Source organism: Microbacterium sp. NPDC012755, from assembly GCF_042901325.1.
Lineage (GTDB): Bacteria > Actinomycetota > Actinomycetes > Actinomycetales > Microbacteriaceae > Microbacterium > Microbacterium natoriense.
In genome coordinates this window covers 3,407,257-3,425,567 of record NZ_JBIBCT010000001.1, presented here as the reverse complement: position 1 = coordinate 3,425,567, position 18,311 = coordinate 3,407,257, and the positions used below count along the sequence as shown (strand labels likewise).

General features: G+C 64.9%; 14 protein-coding genes. 11 read left to right on the top strand and 3 right to left on the bottom strand.

The genetic code is table 11. The features are described 5' to 3' along the window. Positions 1-17: 17 nt before the first annotated feature. The 8 genes from ACFY5A_RS16035 to ACFY5A_RS16000 are packed head-to-tail and all read left to right on the top strand — an operon-like array spanning position 18 to position 7,368. Positions 18-803: an ABC transporter ATP-binding protein gene (locus ACFY5A_RS16035; protein WP_387235494.1), complete on the top strand. Its 786-nt coding sequence runs from the start codon at positions 18-20 to the stop codon at positions 801-803. Next, entirely contained in the window at positions 800-1,510 is a 711-nt protein-coding gene (locus tag ACFY5A_RS16030; protein ID WP_387235491.1) for an ABC transporter ATP-binding protein, read from the top strand. The genes ACFY5A_RS16035 and ACFY5A_RS16030 overlap by 4 nt, the downstream gene beginning before the upstream one ends. Beyond that, complete coding sequence (locus tag ACFY5A_RS16025) at positions 1,507-2,382, top strand: branched-chain amino acid ABC transporter permease (RefSeq protein ID WP_387235488.1); 876 nt, start codon at positions 1,507-1,509, stop codon at positions 2,380-2,382. Before ACFY5A_RS16030 ends, ACFY5A_RS16025 begins: the two co-directional genes overlap by 4 nt. A 53-nt stretch (positions 2,383-2,435) precedes the next feature. Then, on the top strand, positions 2,436-3,476 hold the full coding sequence (locus tag ACFY5A_RS16020) for a branched-chain amino acid ABC transporter permease (RefSeq protein WP_387235485.1): 1,041 nt from the start codon (positions 2,436-2,438) through the stop codon (positions 3,474-3,476). After that, on the top strand, positions 3,473-5,029 hold the full coding sequence (locus ACFY5A_RS16015; protein WP_387235482.1) for a class I adenylate-forming enzyme family protein: 1,557 nt from the start codon (positions 3,473-3,475) through the stop codon (positions 5,027-5,029). The genes ACFY5A_RS16020 and ACFY5A_RS16015 overlap by 4 nt, the downstream gene beginning before the upstream one ends. Beyond that, the gene (locus tag ACFY5A_RS16010) at positions 5,013-5,705 is read left to right on the top strand and encodes a TetR/AcrR family transcriptional regulator (protein WP_387235479.1); all 693 of its coding nucleotides are present in this window, start codon (positions 5,013-5,015) and stop codon (positions 5,703-5,705) included. Before ACFY5A_RS16015 ends, ACFY5A_RS16010 begins: the two co-directional genes overlap by 17 nt. After that, entirely contained in the window at positions 5,702-6,454 is a 753-nt protein-coding gene (locus tag ACFY5A_RS16005; protein WP_387235476.1) for a 3-hydroxybutyrate dehydrogenase, read from the top strand. The genes ACFY5A_RS16010 and ACFY5A_RS16005 overlap by 4 nt, the downstream gene beginning before the upstream one ends. Continuing rightward, a complete protein-coding gene (locus ACFY5A_RS16000; protein WP_387235473.1) occupies positions 6,439-7,368 on the top strand; it encodes an alpha/beta hydrolase in 930 nt (309 codons plus the stop codon). The genes ACFY5A_RS16005 and ACFY5A_RS16000 overlap by 16 nt, the downstream gene beginning before the upstream one ends. A 34-nt stretch (positions 7,369-7,402) precedes the next feature. Here ACFY5A_RS16000 and ACFY5A_RS15995 read toward each other — a convergent pair whose 3' ends face one another. Next, on the bottom strand, positions 7,403-7,858 hold the full coding sequence (locus ACFY5A_RS15995) for a TSUP family transporter (RefSeq protein WP_387235469.1): 456 nt from the start codon (positions 7,856-7,858) through the stop codon (positions 7,403-7,405). Between the two features lie 471 nt (positions 7,859-8,329). On the opposite strand from ACFY5A_RS15995, the gene ACFY5A_RS15990 reads away from it, so the two are divergent. Beyond that, a complete protein-coding gene (locus ACFY5A_RS15990) occupies positions 8,330-9,613 on the top strand; it encodes a PHB depolymerase family esterase (protein WP_387235466.1) in 1,284 nt (427 codons plus the stop codon). A gap of 556 nt (positions 9,614-10,169) precedes the next feature. On the opposite strand, the gene ACFY5A_RS15985 is transcribed toward ACFY5A_RS15990, so the two are convergent. Further along, entirely contained in the window at positions 10,170-10,778 is a 609-nt protein-coding gene (locus ACFY5A_RS15985) for a hypothetical protein (RefSeq protein ID WP_387235463.1), read from the bottom strand. Between the two features lie 11 nt (positions 10,779-10,789). After that, positions 10,790-12,310, bottom strand: coding sequence for a response regulator transcription factor (locus ACFY5A_RS15980; protein ID WP_387235461.1), 1,521 nt, complete (start codon positions 12,308-12,310; stop codon positions 10,790-10,792). 549 nt (positions 12,311-12,859) lie between these two features. On the opposite strand from ACFY5A_RS15980, the gene ACFY5A_RS15975 reads away from it, so the two are divergent. Both ACFY5A_RS15975 and ACFY5A_RS15970 read left to right on the top strand, forming a co-directional pair. Beyond that, positions 12,860-13,579 carry a DUF998 domain-containing protein gene (locus tag ACFY5A_RS15975; protein WP_387235458.1) on the top strand — a complete coding sequence of 240 codons (720 nt, stop codon included), beginning with the start codon at positions 12,860-12,862 and terminating at the stop codon, positions 13,577-13,579. A 259-nt stretch (positions 13,580-13,838) separates the two neighbouring features. After that, positions 13,839-17,987, top strand: a complete 4,149-nt coding sequence (locus tag ACFY5A_RS15970; RefSeq protein ID WP_387235455.1) for an SdrD B-like domain-containing protein — start codon at positions 13,839-13,841, stop codon at positions 17,985-17,987. Positions 17,988-18,311 lie beyond the last annotated feature (324 nt).

Below are 18,311 nucleotides of genomic sequence, written 5' to 3'. Positions count from 1 at the left end.
GGAACGGCGTACATACGATGAAAGCCCCCATCCCGTCCGAGTCCCGCGGAGCGGATCTACATGTCGAAGGCCTTGGCCTGCAGATCGGCGGCGCCACCATTCTGAAGGACGTTGACCTCAACATCGCAGCGGGAAGCCTCGTTGGTGTGATCGGCCCGAACGGCGCCGGAAAGACGACACTGTTCAACACGATCTCCGGTGTGACCCGCCCAACGTCTGGTCGCATTCTGCTTGATGGCGAGGACATCACGCGCATGCCCATCCCTCGGCGGGCTCGGGCGGGACTGGGGCGCACATTCCAGACGTCGAGCCTCTTCCCGAGACTCACGGTGCAGGAAAACGTGCGGATCGCAACGCAGGCGACGCGGGGTGGCAGCTACTCGCTGCTGCGGTTCCCGTCCGCCCGAGACGCCGCGACGGAGCACGCGGAACGGCTCCTCGTCGACGTCGGGCTGGAACATCGACGAAACGCGCTGGCTGGCGACATCAGCCATGGAGACAAACGAAAGCTCGAGATCGCTGTTCTCCTGGCCACACGCTCACGGCTGGTGCTCCTCGATGAGCCGATGGCCGGTGTCGCGTCCGGCGACGTTGCCGGACTCGTTGACACGATCCGCACCATGCAACGCGAGAGCGGTTGCACGGTGCTCATGGTCGAGCATCACATCGATGTGTTGCTCGACCTGGTCGACGTGGTCGCCGTGATGTACTTCGGAACGATCATCGCCATGGACACGCCGGAGAAGATCATGGGCAACCCGACGGTGCAGAGCGCATACCTCGGAAAGGGCGTCGCCGCATGAGCGAACCCATCCTTCGGGTACGGAATCTGAGAGCAGCCATCTCCGGGCAGCAGGTCGTCGAAGACGTCTCCTTCGAGGTGCCCGCCACTGGTATTACCGCGGTACTTGGCCGCAACGGTGTCGGCAAGACCTCCACGGTGCGCGGCATCCTTGGCCTGATTGACCGATCCGGCGAGGTGCGCCTGGCCGGTGAGCGCATCGACGGCCTCCCTACACATCGGATCGTCCAGCGCGGCGTCGGCTACGTTCCTGAAGATCGCGAGGTCTTCGCGGGACTGACGGTCGCAGAGAACCTCGCCCTCGCCGAAAGACAGACACATCCCCGCAGAGATCTTGTCGCTGAGCTCTTCCCCGACCTGGTCCAGCGCCGTGATCAACGGGCGGGCACGCTGTCGGGCGGTCAGCAACAGATGGTCTCCGTCGCCCGGGCCCTCCTCAACGACAACCAGATCCTCCTCGTAGACGAACCCACCAAAGGGCTGGCGCCGAAGATCGTCGCCGAAGTGGCCGCGGCGCTCGCTGAGGCAGCCAAGACTGTGCCCATCCTGCTCGTAGAACAGAACCTCGACGTCGTCCGGCAACTCGCCGGCCCCGCCGTCGTCATAGCGGGTGGGCGCGTCGTGCACACCGGCAGGGCGACAGAGATCCTCGACGACGAGGAGCTCACCAGACGACTTCTCGGCGTCAGCGCGGAGGCACACGCATGAGCACCCTCATCCTCACCCTTGTCATCGGCGTCGGCCTCGGCGCCCTGTACTTCCTCGTCGCTAGCGGGCTCAGCCTGATCTATGGGCTCATGCATGTTCTGAACTTCGCCCATGGCGCCTTCCTCACGCTCAGCGCCTTCGTGGGGTGGACCGTCGCTCAAGCGCTGGGCGCGTCCACCTGGACCGGATTCCTGCTATCTGTCCTGGCCGGTGCGCTCGTCGGCGCGCTCTTCGCAGCGGTCACGGAACTTCTTCTCATCCGCCCGCTGTACCAACGGCACATCGAACAGGTTCTGGTCACTGTCGGGCTCTCCTTCGCCGCTATCGCCTTGTTCGAGGGCATCTGGGGCACGGACCCGATCACCGTCACCGGGCCGGGATGGTTGGGTCAGACGACAACAGTGCTCGGCGCGAACATCCCCAACAAGTACTGGGTGCTCATCATCGCCGCGGGAATCGTACTGACCGCTCTCGTCCTCTTCCTGAAGAAGACCCGCTACGGGATGATCATCCGCGCCGGCGTGGAAAACCGTGCCATGGTCACGGCCCTCGGCATCGATGTGCGCCGCTCATTCACGGTTGTGTTCGCCATCGGCGGCGCGGCCGCCGGCATCGGCGGAGTGCTCGCGATGCACGCGATGACCTACGTGTCCGCGCACCTCGGCTCGACGCTACTCATCTTCGCATTCATCGTCACCGTCGTCGGCGGACTCGGGTCTCTCACCGGCGCCGCCATCGCTTCCGTCCTCGTGGCGGTGTTGCAGCAGATAGCAAACACGTACCTCGGAGGCACAGGGGACTTCATCGTTGTCGCGCTGCTGGCGGTGGTATTGCTCGTGCGCCCACGCGGGTTGATGGGGAGGACAGCATGAACACCATCAAACGAGCCACTCCTCTGATCATCGGGGCGGTCATCATCCTCGTCATGGCGATCCTGCCGGTGCTGAACATCTCCATCCCCGGCGTTCTGCCCGGGGCGACGTACACGCCGGGGACGCTCGCGCTGCTCTCACTGTGCATGGTGTTCGCGGCCCTCGCCCTGTCTTATAATCTCCTGCTCGGGACCGCTGGCATGTTGTCGTTCGGGCACGCACTGTACTTCGGTGCGGGGGCCTACGGCCTCGGCATCGTTCTGGACGCTGCACAGCTCCCGTTGTGGCCAGGTATTCTTGTCGCCCTCGTCGGCGGCATGATCGTCGCGGTCGTCACCGGCGCCATCGCGATGCGGGTGAACGGCATTCCTTTCGCCATGGTGACGCTCGCCTTCGCACAGGCCGGTTCCGTTCTCGTACGCCGGAACCAGGCGATCACCGGCGGAGAAGAAGGACTTTCCCTCAACACCGGACAGGTTCCGGAATGGCTCGTCGGAGTGATGAACACCCGCAACCTCTATTGGCTCGCGCTCGTCGTCGTCGTTATCGTCTACCTGGTCGTTCTGTGGGTGGACCGGTCGCGACTCGGTCATCTCGTCGCCGCAACGAGGGAGAACGAGCTCCGAGTGCAGGTGCTGGGCCTGCGCCCAGCTCGAGCGAAGCTCATCGTGTTCGTGATCGCCGCGCTGTGCGCCGGGCTTGCGGGGATCGCCTATCTCCTGCTCCAGTCAGGCACGCAACCGTCGGCCGTGGGCACTGATCTCACGATCACGGTGCTCGTGATGGTCGTCCTCGGTGGCGTCGGCTTCCGATGGGGTGCCATTGTAGGTGGGGTGCTGTACACCTTGCTCGATCAGCGTCTGACCGTCCTGGCTCGCTCTGATGCGATCGACGCGCTACCCGAGTGGTTGCGGATCCCCCTGTCAGAGCCGCTCTTCCTTCTCGGGGCACTGTTCATCCTGGTCGTGCTGTTCCTTCCAGGCGGGATCGCAGGGACGGTCGACGAATGGCGGCGCAAGCGTGGACGCACGGCCGCACGTACGCCTGCCGACAGGCTCGAAACCATCGATGCGGTCGAAGGAACATCATTATGACTGAACTCGACGGCACGCAGACGCTGGGTCGTTGGATCTGCGACCGAGCAGCGACCACCCCGGCCAGCATCGCGATCGATGACCGCGGTGTCCTTCTGGACTACAAGACACTCTATGAACGCGCCTCATCTCTTGCCGTGCGCCTCGCGGACGCAGGGTACGGACCGGGGCACAGGATCGCGACGGTGTCCGGGAACTCAGCAGACCATGTCGTCGCGTTCTTCGCGTGTGCCCTCCTCGGCATCGCTTTCGTACCTCTGTCGTGGCGGCTGACTCCCGTCGAGCTCAGCGACCTCATCCACCGCAGCGGTGCACCTCTGGTGCTCGTCGAGGACGAGCATGCGGCGCTGGCGAGGGCCGCCTTCTCTCTGATGGAATCGGGCCCCGCCACGGCGGAGCTCGGGGCGAACGGAGTAGAAAGGAGGATGCCACGCTGCGTCAGCCCGGTGGTGCGACGACCAGTACGCGACGACGACCCACTCCTCGTGATCTACACCTCGGGTAGCGAGGCCGCCGCGAAGGGTGTGGTGCTCACCCATTCGAACTGCTTCTGGAACAACGTCGCGCTGGCTCAGGTCATGCCGATCACCAACGACGATGTCATCCTGTCGGTGCTCCCTCAGTATCATGTGGCGGCGTGGAACGTGCAGCCTCTTCTGGCCTGGTGGTCGGGCGCGACGGTGATCCTGGAGCGTTCGTTCCACCCATCGCGGGTGCTGCAATTGATCCGCGATCGACGGGTAACCGCCATGATGGGCGTCCCCACGCAGTACCGGATGCTTCACGAAGCCCCGGAATGGCCCGATGCGGATCTGACATCGTTGAAGACCGTCCTCGTCGGCGGTGCCACGATCCCCGATGACCTGGCCGACGCCTGGACTGCGCGCGGAGTCGGGCTCACTCAGGGCTACGGTCTGACCGAAGCAGGACCGAATGTGCTGACACTGCCCGCTGACGCCGTCCGCGTGCACCCGGGCGCGGTTGGACGGCCGTATCCATATGTTGACGTGTGTCTCGTCGATCCTGAGACGTCGCTGGTGCTGAACGGGAGCGCCACGGGAGAGCTATGGGTTCGCGGACCCAGCGTGTTCTCTGAGTACCTGGACGATCCCGTGGCAACGGCGCGTGTGCGCGTCGATGAATGGTTGCGCACTGGTGACCTCGTTCACCGCGACTCCGACGGCATCTACCGAGTCGTCGACCGGATAAAGGAGATCTATGTCTCCGGCGGTGAGAACGTGTCACCGGCGGAGGTCGAGCGAGTTCTCGAAGCGCATCCGCTTGTCACAGCCGCGGCAGTCGTCGGTGTCCCGGATCCGGTGTGGGGCGAGCGGGGCGTAGCGTTCATCGTGCGCAGCGGGCCTTTGGGCGAAGACGAACTCCTCGGTTTCGCGCGCGATCGCCTCGCAACCTTCAAGCTTCCGGTCAGAACGGAGTTCGTGGATCGCTTGCCACGCTCCACTATCGAGAAGGTGGCGCGAGGGGCGCTGCGCTCCCGTGCGCTTCAGCTTCTCATCGCAGACAAGGAGAACGCTCATGATCTTGCCGGCTGAGCAACCGTCACCACATACAGAGGAGTCTCTCGTTTCTCCTGCCACAGGTCGTCCGCTGACGAAACGAGGGGAAGCGACACGATCGCGTCTCCTTGTCGCGGCCGAGGGCGTGTTCGCGGATCTGGGGTACCACGACGCTTCCATTGTGAAGATCACGGAGCGCGCCGAGGTCGCACTCGGTACGTTCTACCTGTACTTCGACAGTAAGCAGACGATCTTCGAAGCGTTGGTCGTCGACCTCAATCGCCGAGTTCGCCACTCCATGTCCGATGCGATGAAAGGCGCGAGCGATCGCCTCGATGCGGAGCGCCGCGGGTTCGAGGGGTTCTTCCGGTTCACCGCAGAGCACCCTGCCCTGTATCGCGTCGTCAGAGAAGCGGAGTTCGTCTCTCCGTCGATGCTACGGCTGCACTACGAACGCATTGTCGAGGGATACCGCGAGGGGCTGGCCTCGGCGCAGGGACGTGGCGAGATCGGTGAGGATCTCGACGCTGAAGTCGTCGCGTGGGCACTGATGGGGGCAGGAGAGCTGATCGGGATGCGTTACCTGCTCTGGGAACGCGATCCGTCGGGGCAGCCTCCGACGCAAATAGATACCTCGATCGTCGATCGAATGATGTTGTTCATCGGGCGGGGCCTCGGCCCACGTAGCGGCACGTCGAAGGAGAAGGAATGACAGAACTGGAGCTCCAGGGGAAGCGCGCCCTGATCACGGGTGGGGCGAGCGGCATCGGCCTCGCGTGCGCAGAAGCACTGGCGTCACAGGGCGCCATCGTGGTCTTGGCGGATCTGGACGCGAAGGCTGCGGAACACCACGCGACCCGACTTGGAGGGGAGGCCTGGCCCATCGATCTCGCCGACACGCGAGCACTGGAGGGGGTATCCGTGACGACGGACATTCTGATCAACAACGCCGGAGTGCAGCGGGTCAGCCCTATCACCGACTTCGACCCCGAGGCGTTCCGCCTCATTCAAAGGTTGATGGTCGAAACGCCCTTCCTTCTCATCCGGGCGGTGCTGCCGGGAATGTACGAGAACGGTTGGGGGCGGATCATCAATATCTCCAGTGTTCATGGGCTCCGCGCCAGCCCGTTCAAGTCAGCCTATGTAACTGCAAAGCACGGGTTGGAGGGCCTTTCGAAGGTCACGGCGTTGGAGGGTGGGGCACACGGTGTCACCAGCAACTGTGTCAACCCGGGTTACGTGCGCACACCCTTGGTTGAGAAGCAGATCATCGACCAGGCGCGTCTGCACGGTATCGCAGAGGAGGAGGTCGTCGAGAAGGTGATGCTCACTGAGAGCGCGATCAAGAGACTCGTCGAGCCGGCCGAGGTTGCCGCGCTGGTCACATGGCTCGCGTCGCCGGTCGCTGGCATGGTGACCGGGGCGTCCTACGCGATGGACGGCGGATGGACGGCACGGTGACAGCTCATTCCTTCCGCACCATGGACGTTCCCGTCGCGGGCGGCGCCCTCCATGTGGGAGTCTGGGACCCGGTGGAGGCGCCCACCGACTTCACGCCGGCGGTTCTCGTCGTTCACGGGGTGACGTCGTCGCACTTAGCGTGGCCGTTCGTCGTCGATGAGCTTCCCGGCGTTCGGGTGATCGCTCCGGACCTCCGGGGCCGTGGACTGAGCAATGCCGTGTCCGGGCCGGCGGGACTCCGAGCGCACGCGGCTGACCTCGTCGCTGTCCTGGATGCGCTGGGGGAGTCGTCGGTGCTCGTCATAGGGCATTCGATGGGTGCTTTCGTGGCGCTCGTTTTTGCCCATCGTCACCCCGAACGGGTGAGGAGCCTCGTCCTCGTGGACGGTGGCCTCCCGCTTGATGTCCCCGACAGTGTCGATGCGGATGAGCTGGTGGCCCACATTCTCGGCCCCACCGCTGAGCGATTGTCGCATCGGTGGGCCAGCGTCGAGGACTACATCGAAGGATTCTGGCGCCCTCACCCTGCCTTCACGGAAGATTGGAGCCCAGAACTCGAGCGGTACATCGCCTACGACCTCATGAGTGACGGGGACGCGTTGCGGCCGACGACCAGCTACCGTGTCACCGTCGAGGATACGCTCGACATGAACCTCGGCACGGAGCTTCCCGATGCGCTTACGGGGCTCGTCCATGAGACGCTTCTGCTCACTGTTCCCCGCGGCCTGCAGAACGAGCCGCCGGGATTGTACGCCCCTGGATACCTAGAAGACCTTCTCCGTAAGCACCGGAGTATCCGCCATGTGCGCCTGGAGCAGTTGAACCACTACACGGTGGTCATGAGTCATCGCGGTGCACGAATGGTGGGGCCGTGGCTCCGTCAGGAGCTCGACGACTCGCGCGCTGGACAGTGAGCAGCGAATCCCGTACGCGGGGGAGGAGCTGCGGTCAGCGGGCGTTCGCGGTGATCGCGGAGACGAGCGCGACCACTGCAGCGAGGAGGAGGACAGCGCGGGTGATGGCGTTGTACTGTCCCGGTCCGATCCGGCGGAACAACCGTCCACTCATCGCGTATCCGGCGAGCACGCCGACAACCAACCAGAAGATCCCGGGGATGACCGTAAACGTGCCTGCCCAAAGGAGCGCCGCGAGGCTGACAGGTAGACGGACCAGGTTGAGCGTGACCAGGGTGTCTCGCATCCTTCCCGGTGAGAGATCCCGGTAGCCGAGATACAGCACTGTGGGCGGTCCGGCCAGTGTTGTCGCGGCGCCGAAAGTTCCGGAGAGCATCCCCGCGAGCACGCCCCATGAGCGTCCGATCCTTCGCTGGGTCATCGTCCTGCGTCGGCCCAACCACCATCGATGCGCAACGGCGGCGAGAACGCACAACGCGATGATCACCATCAGGACGTTCTTTGGGGGCGACCACAAGCAGCATCGTGCCGACCGCGATTCCGGGCAGAGAACTTGCGCCGACGACCCCCACCTCGGGTATGGGACGCTTTCGGCGTGCCAACAGGATCAGCACGTCGGCGATCGTCCCCGTGATCAGCACCGTGGACACAGCTGTCGGTCCATCGGTCACGGCAGCGAGCACGGGCGCGCTCAGGACGGCGAAACCGAACCCCGTAACTGACTGCACCACAGCGCTCGTGCACATCAGAGCGACGAGCGACGCAAACCAGGGACCCTGCTCCGGCACTAAGAGCAATCCGATCACACAGATAAGTCTGCCAGCGTGTTCGCCGACCTCGTAATGTGCGTTGATGCACGTTTGCTGTGCGGATTCCGGGGTCGAGTACGGGCCGAGATCGCCGAATACTCGACACAACTGGATGTCGATGGCGGCACCCCGTCAGAACAAGGAGGTTCTGCATGAATAGCCCGGCCCCACTCGAACAGCAAGAAGCAGCGACGCGCTGGCGATCGAGGTTCCTCGCCGGTATCGCCGCGGCCGCCCTCACTGCGGGTGCACTCGCAGCTGTGACCGCCTCCACCGCCGCCCACGCAACGACGGGAACTTGGTCGACGGAAACGATCGCGGGAATGTCGGTGCGGCTCTACACTCCGACCTCGGCAGGAACGCTCGGAGACGGGAGAGCGCTGATGATCAACCTGCACGGGTGTGTTCAGAAGGCCAAGGACCTGCAGGCGAACGGCAACTGGGCCGCGGCGGCTGACGCTTATGGCATGGTGGTGGCTATCCCGGATGCTCCGAACGGCGGCGTGGTCCTTGGATGCTGGGACTACTACGACACGAATCACAGCTCGAGCTCGCCTGCTCGTCACGATGACAACCTCAGAGACCTCGCCCAGACGTTGACGGCCCGAGCATCCCTAGGCATCGACGAGTCCCAGGTGTATATCTCCGGCCTTTCCTCAGGTGGCGGCGAAGCAATGGTCATGGGATGCCTGTTCCCGAACCTGTTCGCCGGCGTAGGCATCAACGCCGGCCCGACTGTGGGGACGACATCAGGGCAGATCGGTACCGTCGCCACGGACGAAAAGACTGCGACATCGACATGCAGGAAGTTCGCCAACACCGGCGCCGAGGGGTTCCAGACGCAGGTAACCTCCGTCGTATACGGCAGCAACGACACAACGGTGGCACCCGGCTACGACACCCTCAACGGCAAAGTGATGGCCGGACTGTACGGAGCGACGTCGTCAACGCAGTTCTCCCTGACCGGTCTCTCCGGGACGAACACCCAGGGCGCAGGAACGCAGTACTCCGACACTCAAGGTCCGAGAGCCTCCGTGATCCAGAACACAGGGCTGGGTCACAACTGGCCCGCCGGTGCCGGGTCCGGAGGAACGTACATCTCGGCGAACAGCATCGACTATCCGGCCTACGTAACCAAGTTCTTCTTCGACAACAACCGGCGGGTCGACCGGAGCATCACACCAACTCCATCTCCGACTCCGGCCCCGACCGTCACGCCGACCCCGTCACCGACGCCAACAACAACGCCGACTGGTTGCACCACGGCAACGAACGCTGAACACAAGGCCGCGGGCCGTGCTACCGGTTACGGGGCCAACCCGTACAACCCGTACTACGCGGTCGGATCTCTCGGATACATGGGGCTTGGGGACGCGACCGTGTCAAACCTGTCGCCCCTGGCCGGCGGATGGTCCGTGGTTGCCTCCTGCGGCTGAGCGGGCTATCTGGAGGGTGCCCCAGCATCGGGGCGCCCTCCTGCTCAGTGAGTGTCCGAGATGGCGTCAGCTCCCGGGCTGAAGTGTGTCGTTTTGTGGGGCACTGGCGGACCATCGAGCAAGTCGAGCAACGAGCTACCGGATAAGTTGGAGTACTACGATGTGGGCGCGCTGCGCAACTCGAGCGGAGAGACCGTTGCCCCTTGGGCGGCCGATAGTTCAGCGTCCCCCCCCGACGCCCGATGAGGAGCTTCCCCCTATGAGAAGCTCGAGGATGGGATCTCTTACGCAATTCCCGGGATGAAGTCGGGGTGAACTTCATGTTCGAGCCCGATGTCTTCCTTCTACTGTCGGGATTGCGGCGAGACTTTGACTCCCCGCCGGGCCACCAGGGCCTCCCCCCAGGGTCTCACCCCGCCCCTGCGTGGCCCGTTTCACCCCAGCTCAAAGACATGTGCCTTTCCCGCGTTCGTTCCTGGGCGCGGTGGCTCCCCGGAGCGCAACAGGCATTGAGCGTCGTCACGTCGACGGACACCTGTCCTGACCTTGGACTCGGTCAAGGCGCCCGGGTGCCGCCCTCAGGAGCGCCTCGCAGCGGCTGGACGGCGCGGACGCCCGCGCGGGACAGGGCGGCAATGATCACCGTCGAGAGGAGGGCTGCGCCGACCTGTCCTGCCGCGCGTCCCAGGAGCGTGGCGGTCAGGACTCCTAGTGTGAGGTGATCGGTGGAGAACGCAGGAAGCGATACCAGGAACAGGGCGATCCCGGAACACAGTGCCGCTGGGACCGGCGTCCACATGACTCGACGCGGAGGCCGCCGCCGGCCCCACAACAGCACGACGTCGAACGTCGCGCCAGCGATGACCATGGGAATGAGGGCGACAAGTCCGATGGGGCTGACTGTGGCGATCAAGACACCCGTGATGGCGGCCGTGAGCGTCGCGGTCCCGTTCCGGCCGATGAAGAGACGGGCGGCGAACATCCCGCAACTGTATGCCCCTGCAGCGACCGCATAGCCAGGTGGGAAGATTGATGCGAGCAGTGCCGTCGTTGGCGATAGCGCAAGGTAGAGCAGCGTTTGTAGGCCGGCGAAGACCGCGCAGTACAGTAAAGTCCGAGTCGAGAACTGCTGCGTGCCAGTCACCATCGTCTTATCATCAGGCATGCGTCTGTCTGCTATCTCGGGGGTTGCGACGGTGGATGCACGCTCGCAAGATGCCGAGCCAGAGCGACGGCTATCGCCTCGTCACGGGTGGAGACGCCAAGCTTGCGGTAGATGCTGCGCAACTGTGTTTTGACCGTGTTCACGGACACGACGAGGTCATTCGCGATCGCGGCGTTGGATGACGTGTTCACTAATGCCTGCAGGACGGCGTGCTCGCGCTCGGACAGGAGCCGCTCTCCGCCGATCTCGGGGATGAGCGATACGGCGGGAAGCGCCGCAACCACGGCCTGATAGCCGGTGGTGCGCAAGGCCGCCTGCACCCTGTCAAAGTCAGCGGCTGGGAGCAGGGCGAGCGCGAGCCGCTGCCCCGATGCGGCTAATGTCGCGCCGAGACGCTCCAGAGTCGGGCGGGTTCGCACCTGATCTGCGATGCGGAGCACACAGGCGGCCTCCAGCGCGGACGCTTCGACGCTCAACCGGGACGTGAGCGTGGCACCAGCGAGTCGGCGTAACCGGTGCAGCGCGGCTCCATGTCGCCCCAGTAGCAGGTCGGTCCGTGCACGAGAAATATCACGCGCTGGGCCTGGTGCAGCGTCTCGGTCAAGGATGGCCACCGCCGCGTCAGGATTCTCCAGGGCCAGCTGCAGTAAGGCGCGCATCGGAGCGAGCTGGTTCTTCGCCGTGGCCGAACGCCCCTCCTTCTGTCGGGAGGCAGCGAAGGCATCAAGTCCCGCAAGCGCCTCGCCCGGACGGCCGTCGACTAGGTTAGTCATCGCTTCTGTGAGCGCGATGGGAATCCAGTGCTCTATGGTGGCCCGATCGTGGACCATCGCCTCCAGGTGCTGGCGGGCGGTGGCGGTGTCGAACACCTCGAGTGCGACAGTCGCCTCCGCGATCCGATAGTACGTTCCCGGATACATGGAACGCGTCGTGTCCGACCAATCAGGGGAGCGAGCCGCCACGAGGTACGTCTCGCTCTCACGCAACGTGCCCTGTAGGGCGTGAATACCGGCGAGCATCGCGAGGTTCATGAACCCGTGCGGGTAGCCCTGCCGAGGAACTTCCGCGAGCCCGTGTTCGAAGGCGCTGAGGGCTTCGTCGACGTGCCCGCCATAATACAGTGTGGCTCCAAGGTGCGAGTAAACCCTGGGCAGAGCGTGGACCCTCTGCCGATCGGCGTCGGACATCTCGTTCAGGATGCGCATCGCCGTGCGCGCAGGTTTCACACCCAACGTTGCGCGACCGATCAGCCGGTACGAGACACTGGCGGAGGTGAGGATCAGCGCCCGATCGATGGGCTCGAGGACGCGCCGATTCGTGGCCGCTGCCCGAGTGGCGCCCACGAACAAGCGGAGCCCCTTGAGGCGGCGGTGGGGCGTGCCATAAAACAGTAACCCGGCGAACATCGCCAGCAGCGGTGAGTCCCGGAGCCCCTCCGATGGCACCCACTCGATCGTCTCGCGAAGCAGCGGGCTGTTCTCACGAAGCAGATCAAACCAGCCGTCACGGACAAGGGCGACCGTGCGGGACATGTCAGCCCCGTTCACCGCCTCACGGAGATCCGTCAAGATGCGGGAGTCCACAGGTGGAAGCGCACCCAGCAGGTCAGCTTCCCTGTCCCGCACTGGGTCGGACACTGGTATCGGGGAGTCACGGCGGTCGCTACGGTGAGCAGCGCTGTCGACAGGCTCGGGCATGAACGCTCCAGCGATGGATGAGGGTGAGGCAGATCTGGAGCCCACGTCGTGATACCCGGGTGCACTGAGAGGGACGGAACACATCCCACGCGAGCTTCGCCCCTCACTCTAGGCCACCCCGAAGCCCTAGCGGCCGAGTCTCCTCGGAGGGACAAGCACGCATAGCCGTGCTCGAGCTAACCATCGCAGCGCCGCGCGTAGCAGCCTCCGAGAGTTCTCGACCGTCGGCATTCACGCAGGTGATCCGGGGGTGAAGTCCGCCGGAGTCGCGTGATCATCGGCGCACGTAACTCTCTCTGAGGTGTCAGCTACTGAAAGGACGCCCATGCTCACCTCCACCCACGCCCGGTGTGAACTGCCGCACCTGCCGACAAGGGGCCGCCGATGATGCCGAACGTCGTCGACATAGAGCCAGCCCGACCATCCCTCGGGGCAGACGTACCTCGGCGCCGACGCGCCGGCATTGGCGCACTCAGCGGCGCACTCGGCCTCGTCATCATCTGGTGCTGTCGCACCGCGTTGGACGGGAACATCTACGTCAGCGCGATGGGCGCGGCCGGCGTGGCCACCGCGCCGTGGTTCAACCTCGCCCTGATCCTGGTAGCCGCCGCTGCGATCCTCGTCGCGACTGCGCTGCCACCAGCCCAACCGCGCCATCGGATCCTCTCACCTTGGCCCGCCGGCGCCACCCTGCTCGCATCAGGAACGCTCTTCGCTTTCGCTGCCGCCGTACCCTGCACCGTAGGTTGTCCGGTTCCCTTCACCCCCACCTCCACGGTCCAAGATCTGCTCCACGTCACGGCGGCCGCGCTCGGTTTCACAGCCGCCGTGACCGCAGTCCTCCAGGTGTGGGACTCGTCGACATCGCGGGCTACGCGGATTCTCAGCGCGACCACCATGATCGTCGTCGCACTGACCGCGCTCGCAGGGGCATACGCCTCGCTGACACGCTGGGGAGGGGGCAGCGGTGGCTGGTTTGAGTTCGCCGCGACGACCGTCGCTCTCATGTGGATCACGGGTTACGGTGTCGCCCTGTCCCGCACTCCCACCCGATATCAACGCTCCGCTCGCGCGCAGACCCGGGCCAGCCGGTGGACCGCGTGACGCGGTGTTCTATGCCCGCGCCCGGTGCAGGCCGCTCATTCCCCGAGATCCATGGCATGCCGACACGATACGCGTCGACTTATTACGCGACGTCCGCAAATTCGCTGGACGCGGGTGAATCCAGGGTGAAGTTCATATCGGTGCGACCTGTTCCTCCGCCAAGCTCGCGCAGAGGCGCATGTTGTGCGTCGACACCAAAACTCGGGGGAGTTCCAATGAAACGCCTACTTGACGACGTCGCTGAAGTGCGAGGCGACGCATGTTGACATCGACACCACGCGCCAAGCGCCGCGGGGCCATCACGCTGCTACCGGCCATGGTGGCGACGCTCCTGGTCGCACCAGTCGTCGGACTGGCCGGGGCAGCACCCGCGTTCGCGGCACCCGGCGACGGGACGCTCAACGTTACGCTCGCCCAGACCACCGGCACGCCCGCGTTCGACGCGGACGACGCCCCGGGCAACGACTCCAGTCCTGACAACGACATCGTGCGCACGAACGACACGGTGACCTACACGGCCAGCATCCGTTACGAGGGCGAAGACCAGACCAACCCCGCGATCACCTTCACACTGCCCCAGGGTGAGGAACTCGTGCAGCTGCCGCCGTTCTGCCTCACGGGCTCTTCGGTCACACCGGCGAGCATCGGCGCTCCGGTGATCCCCGTGACCGCGACGTCGCATCAGTCGCTGCCGACCCAGACTGTGGTCTGCGTCGTAGCCAACCAGACGCAGGGCACCGCTCTCGACTATGAGTTCGTCTCGAAGGTGCGCCCCGAAGTTCCGAACGGCACCGCGCTTACCCCGGTGACCGCGAGCGCGACCTCGGACCAGGTCACGACGCCCGCGGTCTCGAACGAGGTCGCGCACACCGTGTCGGCCGAGGCTGACTTCGACGTCTCGAAGCGTGCGACGGCGGTCGCCGAGAATGCCGGCCCGTACAACCAGGACCCGGGCGTGCAGGAGTGCGAGTTTGATACCAGCCGATCCTGCCGCACGATCTACTACCCGCTCACGGTCGACACCGCGTCAGGCGGCAAGGGGATCACATCACTCGCCTCGCCGATCACGCTGACGGATAACTTGACTCCGGCAGCATTCTTCGGTGCGACTGCGTGGGCTCAGGCGGTCGCGACTGCGGGCTCCGAAGCGGCGGCGACAGCTGCATACGCACCCCGACTCAGCGAGTGCCGTGACGTCCAGACGATGTACGCGGGTCTGCCCTACAGCCGCAACGGTGGCCAGTACGGGGTTACCAACTCCGGCGCTATCGACTGCCAGCAGCCCGGCGGCACCGGCACGCCCGTGAACATCACGATCACCGGGGCAGACACCACCGCCTACCACGTTCCGACGACGATCTTCGGAACAGGCGCGGCCATCGACGCCGACACCGGATACGTCATCGCGTACGAGATCAAACTACAGATTCCGGTCGACGCGATCCGCGACCTGGGTGTGGTGGGGGCCGACGGCGTCACGAAGACCCTTCCGACGGAGAACACCTACGAGAACGTCGTGATGACGGACATCGCGGGCAACGCCAACACCGGCGAGGTCATCGCGAACAACAACCGCACCGCCGTGCTCTCCATGCGAGCCACCGAGGGTGGCGCAGGTGAAGGTTTCGACAAGTACTTCTCTAGCCCCATCGGCCGTCCCGGAAACACGCCTATCTGGCCGTTCAGCATTCAGCAGGGCTTCCTCTACGAGGGCCCTCCTGGATCCGGCACGGCTCGTGACGGCAACACCGTCGTGCTGCCCGGACAGCCCGTGCTCAGCAACCTGCAGTTCGGCTCCTGGAACGGCGTGCCGCAGTCGGGCACGGAGTTCTCACGCACCTACGTGGGTTGCGACGTCTGGGACGACGCCCAGCTCGGCCTGACTCCCGGCAACTACGCCGGCACGAGCGACGCGACGAATCTTCGCCCCTCCAATGGAGACGCAGCGTGGATTTCGTACTTCCGCAACGGCATCGGCACCGCTCAGCCGCTTTCCGACCTGCGCAACCTGAAGATCGAGTACTCGAGTGGTCCGTTCGGGCCGGGAGCAGGATCTGACTGCACGACCGGCACCTGGTACGACAGCCCGGACGCCGTCCCCGGCGCCGTGCTCGACGCTGAGGGATTCTACTCGGGCGTCAACCGGGTGCGAGTCTCCTTCAGCTCCGACTACACCGGCAATGCCGATACCTTCGCCGTCAACCTCGCGATCGGCCAGACCGTGCGCGATGACGCCGGCGACCTCGGCGATACGATCGGCAACTGGGGCTCGCGCAAGTGGGTTGAGGGCTTGACCGATATGAACGGTGTGATCACCGATCCGAAGCCGTACGACATCTCGACGTATGTCCCCGAGACACACGAGTCGAGCTGGGGCGACCGCCTCACGATCGGTGGTGTGACCGCGCGTATCAACAAGTTCGTGAAGAACCCAACCACCGGTGAGTTCACCGACACGGCGGTTCCCCAGTACACGGCCGGTTCGCAGGTGGATTACCGCCTGAACCCAACCCTGTCGGCGGATGTTCCGGCCGGTGTCACCGCACAGGCCGTGGTCGAGGATTGCCTGCCGCCGTACCAGCAGTTCGTCTCGTCTGTGCGCGCCAACGGCGACCCCATCACCCCGGTGTTGGTGCAGTCCGGCGCTCCTGGCGACTCTGAGCTCGCCTGCCCGGCCGGTCAGACCTACATCAAGTGGGATCTGGGCGACCTGCTCGTCAACTCGGCGATCGACCCGATCATCTACACGGTCGACATCCTCGAGACCGCCCGCAACGACGTCTACACCAACACGACGTTGATCAGCTCTCCGCAGGATCCGTCGCCGGCCTCGGTGCGCGATGACGAAGCGCAGATCCAGCTGGTGCTGCCGACCGGTGTGAAGATCGACAAGTCGACGACGCGTCCGCTGGTCGAGATCAACCCCGATGGCGTTGCAACGCCGCGGACGCTGATCTGGACCGTGGAGTTCGCGAACATCGACTCGCCGGTCGACGTCTCTGATGTCGACGTGATCGACGTGCTGCCGGCCAATGGCATCGGCACGACGGACTTCCAGGGCGATCTCACCTTCACCTCGGCGACGGTCTCGGCGGGAACGGGCATCACGATGCTCTACACCGCTGGTGCTCCGGCCAGCCTGAACGCCGACCCGGACCACGCGTCCAACGGTGCCTCGGGTGCGACGGTGTGGTGTGACGCCATCGGAGGCGGAGTCGTGTCCGGCAATGGAACGGCAGCAGATTGCCCGGCCAGCGAAGCGGATGTCACTGGTCTGCGATTCTTGCGCGCAGGCGCATTCTCGCCGGCAGACGAGATGGTCATCGATATCGTGATGACGCCGGCCAACAACGACGGTGGCGACATCTACGAGAACACGACCTCGGGTCGTGCTCAGGGTGTCACGCAGCCTGTCGGTCCGGCATCGCGCGAGGTTCGGATCATCGAGTCGTCGATCGGCGACTTCGTGTGGGAAGACCTCAACGCCAACGGCATCCAGGAAGCCGGTGAGCCGGGCGTCGCGGGCTTCCCCGTGTCCCTCGTGGGAGAGGACCTCGACGGCAACCCCGTCAGCCTCACCACCACGACCGACGCGGACGGGAAGTACTCGTTCACCGACCTCGCATCGGGCACGTACACGGTGACGTTCGACCCGAACGCCCTGACGACGAACACCACGTTCACGTCGCAGGACACCGGCGCCGATGACGCCCTCGATTCCGATGGTGATGTCGTCACGGGTCAGACCGCCGAGATCACGCTGGCACCCGATTCGGCAGACCCGAACTGGGACCAGGGGCTGATCATCGACCGCAACGTCGCCATCACGATGGACAAGACCATCGTGGAGCAGACAGAGCCCGATGCTCAGAACCAGGCGAGGATCACCTACGAGATCGTCGTCGCCAACACCGGTACGGCGGTGGGCAGCTACGACCTGAAGGATGTGCTGAAGCTCGGCAAGGGCATCACCATCGATTCGGTGACAGCATCGAACGTGGACCCGGGCGACATCCCGATCGCTGAGGACTTCGATGGTGTGGGCAACACCACCTTGGTCACAGGCGAGCCGATCAGTGGCGGCGAAACGCACCTCTACCGGGTCGTCGTCGAAGCAACGGTCGCGACGACTATCACGAAGGCGCAAGGCGACTGCACCCTCACGGAGGGCGAGACCGGTACCGGCTACCTCAACACGGCCGAACTGGTCGTCGACGGGGAAACGGTCGTCGACACCGCCTGCGGTGAGGTGCCCCCGCCGGAGACGCCGCCCACCAACCCGCCGCTCGCCATCACCGGCGGGGACATCGCCTACGGGGCGATCGCCGCGGGAGTGCTGCTCATCGTTGCGGGGCTGGTCTTCATCCTGGTTCGCCGTCGTCGAACCGCGATGACGCGGCGGGAGTAGCTCCCCGACTCGCCAAAGGTGACTTATGTGGCGCCCTCCGGGGCGCCACATGGGTCACCTCGTCGTCGTACACGGGGCCGATCAGCCGTGGACGCAGTGACATCCGTTCTGGCCTGACGGCGCACGCGTGTTGATCGAGACCTGATCAACACGCCTGGCAGCCGGGCGGCGACAGGCAGCGGGTCTCGTTGCGGAGACTCATCGGCGTCGCCACAACCACAAGAGCCCGTGGTGCGAGCGGGTTGAGACCGTTGTGAGATGAAGACCGCGCGAGTGCCAAGCAACAGCAGCGGTTGGAAGCTAGTGATCGAACGCGACTCGGCG

What these genes read in the sequence shown, in the direction of transcription:
- ACFY5A_RS16015 (WP_387235482.1), top strand. Translation starts at nt 3,473, where the DNA reads ATGACTGAACTCGACGGCACGCAGACGCTGGGTCGTTGGATCTGCGAC.
- ACFY5A_RS15990 (WP_387235466.1), top strand. Translation starts at nt 8,330, where the DNA reads ATGAATAGCCCGGCCCCACTCGAACAGCAAGAAGCAGCGACGCGCTGG.
- ACFY5A_RS16030 (WP_387235491.1), top strand. Translation starts at nt 800, where the DNA reads ATGAGCGAACCCATCCTTCGGGTACGGAATCTGAGAGCAGCCATCTCC.
- ACFY5A_RS16025 (WP_387235488.1), top strand. Translation starts at nt 1,507, where the DNA reads ATGAGCACCCTCATCCTCACCCTTGTCATCGGCGTCGGCCTCGGCGCC.
- ACFY5A_RS15995 (WP_387235469.1), bottom strand. Translation starts at nt 7,858, where the DNA reads ATGGTGATCATCGCGTTGTGCGTTCTCGCCGCCGTTGCGCATCGATGG.
- ACFY5A_RS16020 (WP_387235485.1), top strand. Translation starts at nt 2,436, where the DNA reads ATGGCGATCCTGCCGGTGCTGAACATCTCCATCCCCGGCGTTCTGCCC.
- ACFY5A_RS16010 (WP_387235479.1), top strand. Translation starts at nt 5,013, where the DNA reads ATGATCTTGCCGGCTGAGCAACCGTCACCACATACAGAGGAGTCTCTC.
- ACFY5A_RS16035 (WP_387235494.1), top strand. Translation starts at nt 18, where the DNA reads ATGAAAGCCCCCATCCCGTCCGAGTCCCGCGGAGCGGATCTACATGTC.
- ACFY5A_RS15980 (WP_387235461.1), bottom strand. Translation starts at nt 12,310, where the DNA reads ATGTCCCGCACGGTCGCCCTTGTCCGTGACGGCTGGTTTGATCTGCTT.
- ACFY5A_RS15985 (WP_387235463.1), bottom strand. Translation starts at nt 10,778, where the DNA reads ATGCCTGATGATAAGACGATGGTGACTGGCACGCAGCAGTTCTCGACT.
- ACFY5A_RS15975 (WP_387235458.1), top strand. Translation starts at nt 12,860, where the DNA reads ATGATGCCGAACGTCGTCGACATAGAGCCAGCCCGACCATCCCTCGGG.
- ACFY5A_RS16005 (WP_387235476.1), top strand. Translation starts at nt 5,702, where the DNA reads ATGACAGAACTGGAGCTCCAGGGGAAGCGCGCCCTGATCACGGGTGGG.
- ACFY5A_RS15970 (WP_387235455.1), top strand. Translation starts at nt 13,839, where the DNA reads ATGTTGACATCGACACCACGCGCCAAGCGCCGCGGGGCCATCACGCTG.
- ACFY5A_RS16000 (WP_387235473.1), top strand. Translation starts at nt 6,439, where the DNA reads ATGGACGGCACGGTGACAGCTCATTCCTTCCGCACCATGGACGTTCCC.